The following is a 14,057-nucleotide window of genomic DNA, read 5'->3' on the forward strand; positions in this document are numbered from 1 at the left end:
ATGATCCCAACAACTTCTTTATTCGCACCCGTTGACGATGATCTCCGTCTTTTGACCAATAACTTAAAAAACCTCGTCGGCGCTCGTCATCCCATTTTAGCGGCGGCAGCAGAACATTTGTTCGAGGCCGGTGGTAAACGCGTTCGACCGGCGATCGTGTTGTTAGTGTCTCGCGCCACTATGTTAGACCGGGATATCACTCCCCGTCATCGTCGATTAGCGGAAATCACGGAGATGATCCACACTGCCAGTCTCGTCCATGATGATGTGGTAGATGAGGCAGAACTGCGGCGCCGTGTTCCCACCGTTAACAGTTTATTTGACAATCGCGTGGCGGTTTTAGCGGGGGATTTTCTTTTCGCTCAATCCTCTTGGTATCTAGCAAATTTAGATAATTTAGAAGTGGTAAAATTGCTCTCAGAAGTGATTCGCGATTTTGCTGAAGGGGAAATTCAACAGGGAATTAATCGCTTTGATACCAGTATCTCCTTGGCAGCTTATCTAGAAAAAAGTTACTACAAAACTGCTTCTTTAATTGCCAACAGTGCCAAAGCGGCCGGGGTATTAAGCGAGCAATCGGCTGAAGTTAATCATCATTTATATAATTATGGTCGCGATTTAGGATTAGCTTTTCAAATCGTCGATGATATTCTCGATTTTACCTCCCCTACGGAAGTATTAGGAAAACCCTCTGGCTCCGATTTGATCAGTGGTAATATCACCGCTCCCGCTCTCTTTGCCATGGAGGAAAATTCCTATATAGAAGTGTTAATCGAGCGGGAATTTAGTCAGGAAGGAGACATCGAAAAAGCTCTTGATTTTATTCACTCTAGCCAAGGTATTCCTCGCTCAAAAGAATTAGCCGATCAATACGGTCAAAGTGCCTTAAAACACCTTGAATGTTTAGCTTCTTCTCCCTCAAAAGATGTGTTAATCGAGCTAGTAGATTACGTTTTGAGCCGAATTTATTAGGGAATAATAGTTCTCGCCGTAGCAATAGTCCAAGCATCGACTAATAATAAAAATAGGGTGAGAATAAAAAGAATTCCATACATCCAAGGCTGAGAAAGGGGGCGAATATCAGTCATATCCAAGTTAGTTTTTTCCGCGATTATTTTGACCATGCGATTAAATCCCACTACTCGCATCGGCAATAAATAGGCTTTTTCCGAGGAGCGATCAAGGAAATAATAAACTAAACCACCCTGTCCTGTACTGCGACATTTAAGTTCTTTTATATCTGTCCAATTTAACCACCAACCAGAGCGAAGAAAAGCAGGAAACCATTGGGGATAGGTAACTTGTATCCCTGTTTCTGATAAAATAACTCTTTCACTTAAAGCTCCGTATAAAGCGATTAATCCTAAGCTAATTCCTCCCCAGAGAAAATTGGGATTAACAGGGGAATTAGTGACTTTTGCTAAAAAGGGTAAAGGGATGGTTAACGCCACATATAAACTTAATAAAGTTACCCGAATTACTGGTGATATCCGAAAAGTTATTGTCTCGTTCATTTGATAACCTTAATCAGTAAACAGTAAACAGTGAAAAGAAGGCTCCGAACTGGCCACTTAATACTTTAACACTTTAATACTTAATACTGTTCACTGAAAACTCAAAACTGATCACTGATCACTGAGTCTCCTTGTCCCCAAAAACCATCGTATTTAGTAACTTCGATATCACCAAAAACTTTGACTTGACAAGCAAGACGACGGTTATTATCGGGGTTATGGGGAGGTAAAGAAAGACGCGCTTTTTCCTGCCAATTGATAGCAGAAACTTCGCCCACAATTGCCACCGCACAGGTTCCACAGCTACCGATGCCGCGACAATTGATCAACTTGGAAGCGCCATTATACAAAGAAATGTCATGTTTTAATAATATACGACGGAGATTTTCACCTCGATCGCAGGTGATTGTTTGACCGTAAACTGTTATTCTAGGCATTAGGGACGTGATTTTAACTTGCTACAGTTATTAATTAATATTAACACCTATTGACTATTTATATGAACAATGGTAAGCGCATTTGGGTCTATGACACTACTCTCCGGGACGGGGCCCAGCGAGAAGGTATTTCCCTCTCCCTCGAAGATAAAATTAAAATCGCCAGGGAATTAGATAGAATGGGTATTCCTTTTATCGAAGGCGGTTGGCCGGGCGCAAACCCTAGAGACGGTCAATTTTTCTGGAAACTGCACGAAGAACCCCTAAAACAAGCGGAATTAGTCGCTTTTTGTTCCACGCGTCGCCCCCATGTCGAGGCCCGGGAAGATCGGATGTTAACCGCCATTCTCGCCGCTAGAACCCGTTGGGTGACAATTTTCGGCAAATCTTGGGATCTGCACGTCACAGAGGGCTTAAAAACCAGTCTGGAGGAGAATTTAGCCATGATAGGAGATACGATCGAGTATCTACGCTGTCAGGGAAGACGAGTCATTTATGATGCCGAACATTGGTTTGATGGTTACAAAAATAACCCCGAATACGCCCTTTTAACCCTCAAAACCGCCAGGGCTGCTGGGGCCGAATGGTTAGTTTTCTGTGATACCAACGGTGGCACTTTACCCCAAGAAATCGCCCCCATTGTGGAGAAAGTGCGGCAGCAATTGGGCATCGATCCCGATGAGGAAAATGCGCCTCAATTAGGCATCCATGCCCATAATGACGCAGGAACGGCCGTGGCTAACTCCTTAGCGGCAGTTAACGAGGGCGCACGCATGATTCAAGGCACAATTAACGGTTATGGGGAACGCTGCGGCAATGCCAATTTATGTACTTTAATTCCCAATCTTCAGTTAAAAATGGGCTTTTCTTGCCTAGAAGAAAATCAATTAGGCCGATTGACGGGAACTAGCCGAAAAATCAGCGAAATGGTCAATTTAGCCCCGGATGATCATGCTCCCTTCGTCGGACGCTCCGCTTTTGCCCATAAAGGCGGCATTCACGTTTCTGCGGTGGCGAAAAATCCCCTAACCTACGAACATATTAACCCGGAAGCGATCGGGAATCAGCGCCGCATCGTCATTTCTGACCAATCGGGATTAAGTAATGTGTTAGCGAAAGCGCGTAGTTTTGGCATCGATTTAAATAAAGATGATCCCACCTGTCGGCAAATTTTGGAACGTTTAAAAATCTTGGAAAGTGAGGGTTATCAATTTGAGGCAGCCGAAGCTAGTTTTGAGTTATTAATGCGGGAAGCTTTGGGACAGAGAAGCCACCTTTTTGAATTAAAAGGATTCCAAGTTTATTGTGATATGCTGCGGGATAGTGGTAATGCGATCGCTACAATTAAAGTACGGGTAAAAGAGGAAGATTTATTAGAAGTGGCCGAGGGTAACGGGCCTGTGGCTGCTTTAGATCTGGCTTTAAGAAAGGCTTTAGTCAAATTCTATCCCGAAATTGCTAACTTTCACCTGACCGATTATAAAGTGAGAATCCTCGATAGTGGTTCGGGGACGGCAGCGAAAACTAGGGTTTTAATCGAGTCGAGTAACGGTCAACAAAGATGGACTACCGTGGGAGTGTCTAGTAATATTTTGGAAGCTTCCTATCAAGCAGTGGTGGAAGGAATTGAATACGGTTTATATCTGCTGCAAAACAATAAACTAGAATTATCGGGTCAATTTTGTCCTTTGGGGATAATTTAGGGAACAGTTATCAGTTATCAGTTATCAGTTATCAGTTATCAGATTTTTTATCCCCACACCCTACACCCCACTTCCTGCTCCCCTTTCTGGGATTGAATGTTTCCTAGGATAATAATCTAGTGACGACAGAATTTTGCCAACGACGAGCCAAGGCCCGCAGATACATATTAACGGGAAACTGATAATATTCGATCATTAACCAGAGTAAACAAATAGCATGACAAACAAAGGTTAAAATCGACCAAAATAGAGGCACCCATGACAAAGGACTCCCCTCGACTGGAGGAAAAAGATAGGCCCCCGTAGCCACAATTGCCGTGGGAAAAATCACAAATCCTAAACCGATAATTAAGTAAAAACCTGCCATCTCCATTCCTTCTCTCGGTAAACCCTGCCAATACTTACCATTCCAATACCAAGTTAAGGGTAATTGACTATCGGCCATTTTTAAAACTTGTTGTTCTAAATTAGCAGTAAAAATGTGTTGACAAAAGTTACAAGCATAGGCTTCCATGAGTGGTAAAGCGGCAATTTTACCATGGCGACAGACGGGACAAGAATAGGTATCGTGATAGTTTAATTGGGTTGGATCGGTCATGGTTAATGTGAGTGAGAGTAAAAAAGGCCATTGCAGATACAGCAGTTATCTTAGTGGTAAGGTACAAAGTTTTCTTTTTGGGGAACGGGGAACAGTAGCTGGTCGTCCAGAAATGATAATTTAACCATATCTGGGTCGAGGAAGTTCGAGCATTTGTACTAAAAATTCCCCGACGCAGTTTAAATGCAGTACAACCCAGCACATCTCAACTGTATCTTAGTCGCCGATTTCCAGATAATTTGCCTCTCAGTCCCGCTACTGCCAGAAAAATTGCTATTTAGTCCTTCTTTACTTTAAGTTAAGAAACTTATCTAAGGCTAGAACCATATTTGGCGGCCAACGGCGCACGCTTTTTACCCAATCGAGGTCTTGATAGCGGGTATCCATGCCGACGGCGGCTACCCAATTGCTTTCCGCCTCTCCCTGTTGTCCTTGTGTCCATAAAACGGCGCTTAAGGCCGCTCTGACATCGGGAAACATGGGGTATTTGCGGGCAATATTCCGCATTTTTTGGACTGCTTCTGGATATCTGCCCAATTCGTACAGGGCCAGAGCCAGATTAGCTTGCGCCCAGGCAAAATTCGGGGCTAGTTGAGTGGCTTGGCGATAGTCTTTGACGGCGGCTTCCCAGTCCCCTAAACCGCCTTCGGCGTTGCCGCGATTGTTATAGGCAAAGGCATCATTGGGATCCAGTTCTAAAACTTTATTATAATCGGCGATCGCTTCTTGATATTTGCCTTCTCCCTCTAAAGCGGTGCCGCGATTGAGGTAGGGATCGGGGGCATCGGGGGCAATGGCGATCGCTTGGTTAAAATCAGCGATCGCATCCTCTAATTTATTGAGACTGACTCTGGCATTGCCGCGATTACTCCAGACGGCGGGATTAGTGGGGAATTTGGCGACTAATTGGGTCCAATAGCTTTCGGCCTGGGCGTAATCCCCTTTTTCTGTGGCTTCTAGGGCTTTTTCGGCGATAACTTCCCCTTCTCTAATCTGTTCTTCGCTAATAGTCGGGCTATCGGCATAAGCCGCTATGGGTAGGGCAAAAAAGAGCAATAGACTCAATACACAAGCGGTGATCCAACGCATAATTACTTCATAATTTGTTACTTAATCTTTTCTCAATCTACCCTACTTAGGTGAACTCTGCTCTAGATAGTCTTGATAGCCTAGTCGTTGAAGATTGCTTTGTTTTTCGAGGACGGAATCGGTGAGGGATTGACGATAGGCGATAACTTGCTCTAAAAGATCGGCATTACCGGTGGCGAGAATTTGAACCGCTAAAAGTCCGGCATTTTTGGCATTACCGATCGCCACCGTGGCCACGGGAATGCCTGCGGGCATCTGTACAATTGAATAGAGAGAGTCTAACCCTTGTAAAGTGCGCGTGACTACGGGAACCCCAATCACGGGTAAGGGGGTTAAAGATGCCACCATCCCAGGTAAATGGGCAGCGCCGCCGGCTCCGGCGATAATCACTTTTATTCCCCTCCTATGAGCGTTTTTGGCGTATTCAAACATTTTTTCGGGGGTACGATGGGCCGAGACGATGGCGACTTCGTGGCTAATCTGAAAAACCTCTAAAACTGCGATCGCTTCTTTCATGGTGGGTAAGTCGGAATCACTGCCCATAATTACACCCACTAGGGGCGCTGCTGTCACCATAGTTACTAGAAAATAATATTTCCCCTAAATTGTATCGGGATCGATGCCTAATTCTCGCAATTTTTGGGCCAATTTTTCCTTAGCTTGTCGTTCCCTTTCTTTCTCTAAAAGAGCCTGTTCTTTTGCCTGTCGTTGCTGTAACTCAGCTTCTTGAGGAGTGGGGACTAATTGACCATCGGCGGTAAAATAACGCAGTTTACGGTCAAATATACCTAAATATAATCCTAACTGTTCACTCCATAAATAACCTTGGTCATTGGGAGAAATGGCTTGATATTGTCCCCCAATTAGTCTAAATCCCTGCAATTCTAAACTATTGGGATCGAACCAAAAATAATTAGGAGTGCGAAAGGTATTCTGATAGAGAATTTTCTTGTTATTGCGGTCAATATTGGCCGTAGAATCGGAAAGAATCTCGACAATTACATCGGGATATTTACCCTGTTCTCCCCAGACTACCCAACTTTTGCGGGGACGTTTTTCGGTATCTAAAACCACAAAAAAATCGGGACCCCAGAAATCACGTTTTTTTAGTTGTTCCGCTTTGTAGTAGATGGTTAGATTTCCCGAAGCGTAGTAATCACTCCTCTCGCGCCATAATAATTCTAGACAACTAAGGAGAATGATGATCTGTTGCAGGTGTAGATCACTTGCCAAGGGTGGTTCATCACTCCATAAATCTGTGGGGAGATAGGTGACATCTGGGATCATGTCTAGGGCTGTCATGACTTTTCCCGGTATTTTAGGATTGATTAATTGTAGCTTTTTCTCACTACTTTAGAGATGGTGCTGGGGGATTTTTGCCCCTAACTTAATCCTATACCTTGACCGATCGCCTTCGGCACTTTATCCTAGCGCCATCGGCAAATATGTTAAAACTTCTATACAATAGCGCCAATAAGCCCGATAACAACGATGACTGAAACCTTAATTCAACCTGCCACCCTAGTAGAACTCTTACGTTACCGCGCCACGGCACAACCAGAGGGCCATGCCTACACTTTTCTTATCGATGGTAAAAAAGAAACCCCACCTTTAACCTACAGTGAACTCGATCGCCAAGCAAGAGCAATCGCCGCCTATTTGCAAAAATACCAGGCCCAAGGGGAACGCGCCCTATTACTCTATCCTCAAAGTTTAGAAGTAGTGGCCGCTTTTTGTGGTTGTCTCTACGCGGGAGTGATTGCCATTCCCGTCCCCCCACCGGAATCGGGACGACTTAAGCGCACTTTGCCCCGTTTACGAGCAATTGTCAAGGATGCTAATGCCACCTTTGCCCTAGTTACCGAAAGTATTCTGACTCTTATTGAAGGTGTTAAGGAAGAATTTCCAGAATTCGACCAAATGAAGTGGATTACTACCGAAAGTATTGATATTTCCCTGGCGGACCAATGGCAAGATCCCCAGGTGGATAAATCGGCGCTTGCTTATCTGCAATATACCTCCGGTTCGACTAATATCCCCAAAGGGGTGATGCTAAGTCATTTTAACCTGATGCACCATTGCGGTTACTTGCAAAAAGCTTGTGGTTACGAACCGGATAGCGTTACCCTAACTTGGATGCCCTATTTTCACGATTACGGGTTAGTCGAAGGTATCACCGTCCCCCTCTACAACGGTACACCCTGCTATCTCATGTCTCCCTTTGCTTTTATTAAGCGTCCGATGCAGTGGTTAAAAAATATTACTAAGTACAAAGTTACTCATAGTCAGGCCCCCAACTTCGCCTATGATCTTTGTACTCGCAGGATTAAAGCTGCCGATTTAGCGGAATTAGACCTGAGCAGTTGGCAGGCCGCGGGAAATGCCGCCGAACCGATTAATCCGAAGGTCATGGCCAAATTTGTCGATACTTTTGCAGATTACGGCTTTTCTTGGCAAACTTTCGCCCCTGCCTACGGATTAGCTGAATATACCCTCTTGATTTCCAATAAACCCAAGGGAACCACCCCAATTATCACCGCTTTGGATGCAACCGCCTACGAACGCGGTAAAATTGTCCCTGTAGGCTCCGATCGAACCACGGGAGTTAGATACGTCCCCAGTTGTGGTCGTCGCGTCTGTGATACCCGTATAGCTATGGTTAATCCCGATACTTTCACCCTTTGTGCAGCCGATGAAGTGGGCGAAATTTGGGCCAGTGACCCCAGTATGGCCGCTGGATATTGGCAACGGGAAGACGCAACCAAAGAGACTTTTCAAGCTTATCTTGCCGATACAGGAGAAGGACCGTTTTTACGCACCGGAGATTTAGGTTTTCTTCTCGATGGGGAATTACATATCACGGGACGGATTAAGGATTTAATTATTGTCCGTGGCAGTAATCATTATCCCCAAGATTTAGAATGGTCAGTACAGCATCTTAATGAGGTTTTTCGTCCCGATTATGGTGCCGCTTTTTCTATTGAAGATAACGGGGAAGAACAGTTAGTTATTGTCCAGGAATTGGAACGTCGCATCGGTGAGTTAGATACGGCTAAATTAATCGCTGATATTCGTCAAGAAATCGCCGAAGAACACGAAATTATGACCCATGCCATTGTTTTGGCTAAATCGGGAACAATTCTCAAAACTGCCAGTGGCAAAATTCAACGCCGCGCTATTAAACAGAATTTTCTCAATGGTAATATGAGTGTTATCGATGCTTGGTCAGAAAATCCTCAGTTAGTTAGTAAATTCGATCGCTCTAATTCTGCAACAGAAGCATAGTTTTTCGGGTGGGCATTGCTCACCCGATCGAGGATAACTAATCGTGTTAGGATTAGGTTAGGGATTAAAGTTAGGGAGAAAGTGATGTTAACTCAACTGATGGTCAAGCCCTCTTCCTGGATTGAAAAAGGAATTAAGCTATCGCCAGTAAGGGAAAATTATCTTTTTAAATTCACCGAGGAATTGCAGTGTCGATTGGAGGAACTACGGGAACTAGAAAAAAATTCCCAACTTAATTCTCAAGAAACCGCAGAATTGGCCGGTATTTTAGAGTTAAACGAAATTTTCACGCTGTTAAATGCGCGAATAGTTGCTGAATCTAAATGATTAGTATCACAACTCGATTACAAGTCCGAGCAAGAGCCAACTATCTGTGTGAATACTGTCATTCTCCAGAAGAAATTAGTGCCGCATTATTTGAAGTAGATCACATTCAGCCCAAATCTTTAGGAGGCAAAGATGAATTGGCAAACTTAGCTTTAGCTTGCCAAAGATGTAACAGATATCGCTACAATTTTATCAAGGCAATTGATCCGAAAACAGAACAAGAAGTAGAAATATTCAATCCGCGCCAACAGCATTGGCAAGAACATTTTATCTGGACACCAGATGCTTTAAAAATAGTGGGACTTACTCCCATCGCTAGGGCAACTATTGAACGTTTGGACTTAAATGATGACAATCATAATGAAGGTTTTATCGTTAAAGTTCGTCGATTATGGATCCGGGGAGGTTGGCATCCACCCAGCACCGATAAAAAACAGGAATAATAGCTTATTTTTATCTAGGTAAATGAGCTTCAATTAAGTTTTTTTCCAGAACGTAGGTTGGGTTGAAGCATGAAACCCAACGCCCGATTATGTTACGCTACCGCTAACCAATCCTACAAATAATTGTGCCTCCCTACTTATATTTATCGGATGTATGAGTAAACAGGATAAATTATTGATTAAAATTCTTTTAGGTAATTCTGATGCTAACATTCCCTTCGAGCAACTTTGTCAACTACTGAGGAAATTAGGATTTGATCAACGAATAGGAGGAAGTCATCATATTTTTACCAAAGAAGGAGTTGAAGAAATTTTAAATCTGCAACCCAAACAAGGAAAAGCCAAAGTCTATCAAGTTAAGCAAATTCGTAGTCTGATTTTAAAATATAAGTTAGGATATCAAGATGAAAATTCGTTATGAACTGATTATTTACTGGAGTAATGAGGATCAACTATTTATCGTTGAAGTTCCAGAACTTGCAGGATGTATGGCTGATGGAGAAACTTATCAAGAAGCTGTGCAAAATGCTGAAATCATTATTCAACAATGGATTGAAACAGCACAGGAATTAGGCCGAGAAATTCCTGAACCTAAAGGACGTTTATTATTTGCTTGAACAAGCACAGGAATATGTAATACTAAATCCAGTTATTAAAAACTGATTATTTATTCCCCCTTTTGCATGAGTGCCTCTGCTGATATGTAGCTTATACTCAACGGATTTATTATGATTGGTACTCAACAGGAATTATCTGGATTTGCAAAATATTTAAATGATCAGGACTCCAGGAATATAATACTAAATCCCCAATTTTTTTGAACAGAAAAAGTAAGGGCGAAGCATTCGGATAGGAAATCTACGGTTTCAGCGATAGGTTATCGCCCGAATGCTTCGCCCCTACGGAACCCTTGACTTGTGGGGAAAGGTAGAAATTAATAGGCAAATAATCCCGATATTAATAAAGACATCAGCCAGATTAAAAACAGGAAAATTAATCAATCTAAAATCGAGAAAATCCACCACATAACCAAACAAAAAGCGATCGATACCATTGCCGAAAGCCCCTGCTAAAATAAAACCGTAGGCTAATTGTTCCCAACGATTTAAATGCGGTCCAAAGTAGGCAAAAGCCATTAATCCCAAACTAACTAATAAGGATAGCCATTTTAGCCAACCAACACCGCCTCGAAAAGCACTAAAAGCCGCCCCGGTATTAATCACATAGGTAAAATGAAAAACCCCCGGAATAATCGGAAAAGTATCACCAATTTGCTCAAAACTCTGCACGGTTATATACTTAGTTACTTGGTCTAAAATTAGACCAATCACCGCCACTATCCAAAACCAGCGATTTTTTTTAAACATTGGCTGTGGCATCAATAAAATAATAATTTACGGAAGAAAAAGGCAATAATTACCACCACACAAATTACTACTAACTGCCCTAAAAATGGCCAGACTGAATAATTCATAAATAGGGTGGGCAAACTATCGGGAAAGGTGATTTGACCGGCTTGGGGCTGAAAAATCGACAATCCCAGCATATATAATAAACCGCACAGATGAATCACTAACAAACCGGCAAAAGCACTTAAAGCCAGGGTTTCTATCTTAGCCCGCCAGCGAAAAGCCAACCAACCACACAGCCATGCCCCCGGCATAAAGCCTAAAATATAGCCAAAACTGGGTTCTTTCAGATAACCCATTCCCCCACCCTGGGCAAACACCGGCAACCAAGTTAAACCGAGAAAAATATAGGCCACCTGGGCGAGAAGCCCAGCATTTTTGCCCCCCAGACAGCCCGTTAATAATACTGCCCCAATTTGGTAAGTTATGCCCAGTTTTTGCGAAGATAGACCCGTAGTAGCCGACCAACTAGCTAGGCTGACCGGAACAAATGTACTAAAAATTGTCAGCAACAAACCAATCAAAGCCCAGATTAACTCATTGGGAACCGATGCGGAAGCGCGCCGCGGCGGAGATTCTCGTCCTCGACGTGATTTAGGTTGCCTGTTGGGGTTGGTATTCACCGGGGATGGGGGCTTCTCCTCCTATTAAACTAAGATCAGCCAACATCGCCTGATCCTGTTGGGGGGGTTGTCCTAGAGTGGTCAAATAATGCCCAATCAGCATAGCATTAATTCCCGATTTTAGCCCCAGATTTTGCAATTCTCCCATCACTGCCTCTCGTCCCCCGGCATAACGGAGGATTTGTTGGGGTAAAATAAACCGGAAAATAGCGATCGCTTTTAGGGCAGTAAAGGGCTCCAGTTTGGGTAAATGACCTAAAGGGGTGCCACTTCTGGGGTTTAATAGGTTAATCGGCACTGATTCCACTTCTAATTCCGCCAGAGAAAAAGCTAAATCAATGCGATCGGTCCAACTTTCCCCCATACCGATAATTCCGCCCGTACAAGCCTGAATTCCCGCCGCTTTCAGGTTTTTTACCGTTTCTACCCGATCCTGCCAACTGTGGGTGGAGACCACGTTAGGATAAAAATTCTCGGAAGCTTCCAGATTGTGATTATAACGGGTAACTCCGGCTTCTTTTAAGGCCTGCGCTTGGGGGAGGGTTAACTCTCCCAAGGCGCAACAGGGTTTAATCTTGGCGGTTTCGATGATTTCTTGAACTGTGGCCAGTATTTCCTCGAATTCCTGCGATTTAGGGCTATTGTACTTTAATCCCCGACCTTGACTAACTAAACAGAAGCGTTTGGCCCCCGCGTCGGCTGCCGCTTTCGCATGGGTGACGATTTCCTCGCGACTTTTTAAACCGTAGATAGGCGAATCTTGGCCGGGATGGTGGACGGATTGGGAACAAAAACTGCAATTTTCCGAACAACTTCCCGATTTTATGTTGATAATGCTACATAAATCCACCGTATTGCCACAACAGGCCTGACGAATGCGATCGGCAGCCTCACATAAGCTGAAAATATTTTCCTGACCTTCGATCGCAGTTAAAGCTAGGGCCTCTTGCTTACTGAGTCGATCGCCGGCGATAATCTGATTAGCCCTAGTCTGTAACCAGTTTTTTAAGGCTTCTCCCTCCATGGGGATAGATTGAGTAGCGCTGTGTGTAGAGACTTGTACCACGTCGTTTATGCTCTAACTAAGTTAGGCTCATCTTATCATTGTTCAGTTACCAGGGAAAGATTAATAAAAAACTTTAGAAAAAAATACCCTTTTGTGCTAGACTACCCGCAAAAGTTATCTTGTCTCCGATTTTATGAAAGTTATTCCGACGGAAATTCCTGATGTTTTAATTATTGAACCGCAAGTTTACGGAGACGATCGAGGTTTTTTCTTGGAGAGTTTTAATCAGAAAGATTTTCGAGAGAAAACTGGGGTTAATACCACTTTTGTCCAGGATAATCACTCTATGTCCCTAAAAAATGTCCTGCGAGGATTGCATTATCAAATCCCCAATCCCCAGGGTAAACTGGTGCGAGTAGTGAATGGTAGTGTTTTTGATGTGGCCGTGGATGCGCGTCAAAGTTCCCCCACTTTTGGGCAATGGGTAGGCTGTATTTTAAGTGCGGAAAATAAACGTATTTTCTGGGTTCCCGAAGGTTTTGCCCATGGCTTTCTAGTCCTCTCCGACCGAGCAGAATTTCTCTACAAAACCACTAATTATTATTATCCCCAATACGAAAAAACCATTTTATGGAATGATGCCGATTTAGGGATTGATTGGCCCCTAGAGACCCCGCCGATTCTCTCTCCTAAAGACCAAGCTGGACAACCCTTTAAATCCGTGGAAGTTTTCCCCTAAAGACGATGAAAAAAGTTTTACTAATTGGTGCTAAAGGTCAAGTAGGACAAGAGTTACAGGTAACTTTACCGCAGTTAGGTGAAGTTATTAGTATCGGTCGAGAAGAACTAGATTTAACCAACTCGCAAAAAATCGGTCAGTTAATTAGGGAAATTCACCCCGATTATCTGGTTAATGCCTCCGCTTATACGGCAGTGGATAAAGCCGAAACTGAGCCAGATTTAGCCTATTCTATCAATGCTATAGCCCCGAAAATCATGGCGGAAGCTGCCGAGAAAACTAAAGCTAAATTTCTCCATATTTCCACCGATTATGTGTTTGATGGTCGAAAAAATACCCCCTATCTAGAAACCGATCTAACTAATCCTTTAGGGGTTTATGGACAATCAAAGTTAAGGGGAGAAGAGGAGATTAATACTGTTAATTCTCAGGCAATTATCCTGCGGACTGCTTGGGTTTATGGCAGTTATGGCAAAAGTAATTTTGTCAAAACCATGGTGAGATTAGGCAAGGAAAGAGAGGAGTTAAAAGTAGTTGTCGATCAGCTGGGAAGTCCCACTTGGGCAAAAGATATCGCCACGGCAATTACTCAGCTTTTAATTAATGCCGATAATCCCGCAGGAATCTATAATTTTACTAATAGCGGTGTCGCCAGTTGGTTTGATTTAACTAAAGCGATTTTTGAGGAGGCAAAAACAAGCGGTATTCCCTTAAAAATTCAGAGAGTAATTCCCATTACTACTGCTGAATATCCTACCCCGGCGGTGCGTCCCGCCTATTCGGTTCTTTCCGGTCAAAAAATCTCGCAACAATTGGGTTATATTCCTCCCTATTGGCGGGATTCCCTCAAAGCTATGCTCACCCAACTATTTAATCTTTAAAAC

18 protein-coding genes are annotated in these 14,057 nt (G+C 43.4%); 9 read left to right on the forward strand and 9 right to left on the reverse strand.

What is annotated here, in order from left to right; translation table 11 throughout:
- Complete coding sequence (gene sds / locus MAE_RS00005) at nucleotides 1-972, forward strand: solanesyl diphosphate synthase (RefSeq protein WP_012263779.1); 972 nt, start codon at nucleotides 1-3, stop codon at nucleotides 970-972.
- Here the strand turns inward: sds and MAE_RS00010 are convergent.
- Nucleotides 969-1,514, reverse strand: a complete 546-nt coding sequence (locus tag MAE_RS00010) for a hypothetical protein (RefSeq protein ID WP_012263780.1) — start codon at nucleotides 1,512-1,514, stop codon at nucleotides 969-971. The two genes, sds and MAE_RS00010, sit on opposite strands and share 4 nt — an antisense overlap.
- Before the next feature lie 101 nt (nucleotides 1,515-1,615).
- A complete protein-coding gene (locus MAE_RS00015) occupies nucleotides 1,616-1,951 on the reverse strand; it encodes a 2Fe-2S iron-sulfur cluster-binding protein (protein ID WP_012263781.1) in 336 nt (111 codons plus the stop codon).
- A gap of 62 nt (nucleotides 1,952-2,013) precedes the next feature.
- Between MAE_RS00015 and cimA the strand changes: the two genes are divergently transcribed.
- Complete coding sequence (gene cimA, locus MAE_RS00020) at nucleotides 2,014-3,654, forward strand: citramalate synthase (protein WP_012263782.1); 1,641 nt, start codon at nucleotides 2,014-2,016, stop codon at nucleotides 3,652-3,654.
- Between the two features lie 103 nt (nucleotides 3,655-3,757).
- Here the strand turns inward: cimA and MAE_RS00025 are convergent, their stop codons facing one another.
- The 4 genes from MAE_RS00025 to MAE_RS00040 form a co-directional block, all read right to left on the reverse strand.
- Nucleotides 3,758-4,252, reverse strand: coding sequence for a hypothetical protein (locus MAE_RS00025; protein ID WP_041803568.1), 495 nt, complete (start codon nucleotides 4,250-4,252; stop codon nucleotides 3,758-3,760).
- A gap of 288 nt (nucleotides 4,253-4,540) precedes the next feature.
- Nucleotides 4,541-5,341, reverse strand: coding sequence for a tetratricopeptide repeat protein (locus MAE_RS00030; protein ID WP_002761720.1), 801 nt, complete (start codon nucleotides 5,339-5,341; stop codon nucleotides 4,541-4,543).
- A gap of 42 nt (nucleotides 5,342-5,383) precedes the next feature.
- Nucleotides 5,384-5,917, reverse strand: a complete 534-nt coding sequence (gene purE, locus MAE_RS00035; protein ID WP_012263785.1) for a 5-(carboxyamino)imidazole ribonucleotide mutase — start codon at nucleotides 5,915-5,917, stop codon at nucleotides 5,384-5,386.
- Nucleotides 5,918-5,941: 24 nt separating this feature from the next.
- Nucleotides 5,942-6,643: a Uma2 family endonuclease gene (locus tag MAE_RS00040; protein WP_012263786.1), complete on the reverse strand. Its 702-nt coding sequence runs from the start codon at nucleotides 6,641-6,643 to the stop codon at nucleotides 5,942-5,944.
- 189 nt (nucleotides 6,644-6,832) lie between these two features.
- Between MAE_RS00040 and MAE_RS00045 the strand changes: the two genes are divergently transcribed.
- The 5 genes from MAE_RS00045 to MAE_RS00065 all read left to right on the forward strand — a co-directional run bounded on the left by MAE_RS00045 (nucleotide 6,833) and on the right by MAE_RS00065 (nucleotide 10,013).
- A complete protein-coding gene (locus tag MAE_RS00045) occupies nucleotides 6,833-8,626 on the forward strand; it encodes a fatty acyl-AMP ligase (protein WP_002797429.1) in 1,794 nt (597 codons plus the stop codon).
- An 84-nt stretch (nucleotides 8,627-8,710) separates the two neighbouring features.
- Nucleotides 8,711-8,953 (forward strand): hypothetical protein, encoded by a 243-nt coding sequence (locus MAE_RS00050; RefSeq protein WP_002767156.1) that lies wholly within the window; start codon nucleotides 8,711-8,713, stop codon nucleotides 8,951-8,953.
- Complete coding sequence (locus MAE_RS00055) at nucleotides 8,950-9,396, forward strand: HNH endonuclease (protein WP_002797431.1); 447 nt, start codon at nucleotides 8,950-8,952, stop codon at nucleotides 9,394-9,396. Before MAE_RS00050 ends, MAE_RS00055 begins: the two co-directional genes overlap by 4 nt.
- Nucleotides 9,397-9,550: 154 nt before the next feature.
- Nucleotides 9,551-9,817, forward strand: coding sequence for a type II toxin-antitoxin system HicA family toxin (locus tag MAE_RS00060; protein ID WP_002797432.1), 267 nt, complete (start codon nucleotides 9,551-9,553; stop codon nucleotides 9,815-9,817).
- Nucleotides 9,801-10,013, forward strand: a complete 213-nt coding sequence (locus tag MAE_RS00065) for a type II toxin-antitoxin system HicB family antitoxin (protein WP_002776225.1) — start codon at nucleotides 9,801-9,803, stop codon at nucleotides 10,011-10,013. Before MAE_RS00060 ends, MAE_RS00065 begins: the two co-directional genes overlap by 17 nt.
- Nucleotides 10,014-10,295: 282 nt before the next feature.
- Here MAE_RS00065 and lspA read toward each other — a convergent pair whose 3' ends face one another.
- Genes lspA through bioB form a run of 3 tightly spaced genes read right to left on the reverse strand, consistent with a single transcriptional unit; the run spans nucleotide 10,296 to nucleotide 12,494 of the window.
- On the reverse strand, nucleotides 10,296-10,763 hold the full coding sequence (lspA, locus tag MAE_RS00070) for a signal peptidase II (RefSeq protein ID WP_012263788.1): 468 nt from the start codon (nucleotides 10,761-10,763) through the stop codon (nucleotides 10,296-10,298).
- Nucleotides 10,764-10,774: 11 nt separating this feature from the next.
- Entirely contained in the window at nucleotides 10,775-11,428 is a 654-nt protein-coding gene (locus MAE_RS00075; RefSeq protein ID WP_012263789.1) for a biotin transporter BioY, read from the reverse strand.
- Complete coding sequence (gene bioB, locus MAE_RS00080; protein WP_012263790.1) at nucleotides 11,400-12,494, reverse strand: biotin synthase BioB; 1,095 nt, start codon at nucleotides 12,492-12,494, stop codon at nucleotides 11,400-11,402. Before bioB ends, MAE_RS00075 begins: the two co-directional genes overlap by 29 nt.
- Nucleotides 12,495-12,627: 133 nt before the next feature.
- Between bioB and rfbC the strand changes: the two genes are divergently transcribed.
- A complete protein-coding gene (gene rfbC, locus MAE_RS00085; RefSeq protein WP_012263791.1) occupies nucleotides 12,628-13,173 on the forward strand; it encodes a dTDP-4-dehydrorhamnose 3,5-epimerase in 546 nt (181 codons plus the stop codon).
- A 5-nt stretch (nucleotides 13,174-13,178) separates the two neighbouring features.
- On the forward strand, nucleotides 13,179-14,054 hold the full coding sequence (gene rfbD / locus MAE_RS00090) for a dTDP-4-dehydrorhamnose reductase (protein WP_012263792.1): 876 nt from the start codon (nucleotides 13,179-13,181) through the stop codon (nucleotides 14,052-14,054).
- Nucleotides 14,055-14,057: the final 3 nt, after the last annotated feature.

This window comes from Microcystis aeruginosa NIES-843 (assembly GCF_000010625.1).
Classification (GTDB): domain Bacteria; phylum Cyanobacteriota; class Cyanobacteriia; order Cyanobacteriales; family Microcystaceae; genus Microcystis; species Microcystis aeruginosa.

What these genes read in the sequence shown, in the direction of transcription:
- MAE_RS00015 (WP_012263781.1), bottom strand. Translation starts at nt 1,951, where the DNA reads ATGCCTAGAATAACAGTTTACGGTCAAACAATCACCTGCGATCGAGGT.
- MAE_RS00050 (WP_002767156.1), top strand. Translation starts at nt 8,711, where the DNA reads ATGTTAACTCAACTGATGGTCAAGCCCTCTTCCTGGATTGAAAAAGGA.
- lspA (WP_012263788.1), bottom strand. Translation starts at nt 10,763, where the DNA reads ATGTTTAAAAAAAATCGCTGGTTTTGGATAGTGGCGGTGATTGGTCTA.
- MAE_RS00030 (WP_002761720.1), bottom strand. Translation starts at nt 5,341, where the DNA reads ATGCGTTGGATCACCGCTTGTGTATTGAGTCTATTGCTCTTTTTTGCC.
- MAE_RS00065 (WP_002776225.1), top strand. Translation starts at nt 9,801, where the DNA reads ATGAAAATTCGTTATGAACTGATTATTTACTGGAGTAATGAGGATCAA.
- cimA (WP_012263782.1), top strand. Translation starts at nt 2,014, where the DNA reads ATGAACAATGGTAAGCGCATTTGGGTCTATGACACTACTCTCCGGGAC.
- MAE_RS00040 (WP_012263786.1), bottom strand. Translation starts at nt 6,643, where the DNA reads ATGACAGCCCTAGACATGATCCCAGATGTCACCTATCTCCCCACAGAT.
- purE (WP_012263785.1), bottom strand. Translation starts at nt 5,917, where the DNA reads ATGGTGACAGCAGCGCCCCTAGTGGGTGTAATTATGGGCAGTGATTCC.
- rfbC (WP_012263791.1), top strand. Translation starts at nt 12,628, where the DNA reads ATGAAAGTTATTCCGACGGAAATTCCTGATGTTTTAATTATTGAACCG.
- MAE_RS00055 (WP_002797431.1), top strand. Translation starts at nt 8,950, where the DNA reads ATGATTAGTATCACAACTCGATTACAAGTCCGAGCAAGAGCCAACTAT.
- MAE_RS00060 (WP_002797432.1), top strand. Translation starts at nt 9,551, where the DNA reads ATGAGTAAACAGGATAAATTATTGATTAAAATTCTTTTAGGTAATTCT.
- sds (WP_012263779.1), top strand. Translation starts at nt 1, where the DNA reads ATGATCCCAACAACTTCTTTATTCGCACCCGTTGACGATGATCTCCGT.
- MAE_RS00010 (WP_012263780.1), bottom strand. Translation starts at nt 1,514, where the DNA reads ATGAACGAGACAATAACTTTTCGGATATCACCAGTAATTCGGGTAACT.
- MAE_RS00025 (WP_041803568.1), bottom strand. Translation starts at nt 4,252, where the DNA reads ATGACCGATCCAACCCAATTAAACTATCACGATACCTATTCTTGTCCC.
- MAE_RS00045 (WP_002797429.1), top strand. Translation starts at nt 6,833, where the DNA reads ATGACTGAAACCTTAATTCAACCTGCCACCCTAGTAGAACTCTTACGT.
- rfbD (WP_012263792.1), top strand. Translation starts at nt 13,179, where the DNA reads ATGAAAAAAGTTTTACTAATTGGTGCTAAAGGTCAAGTAGGACAAGAG.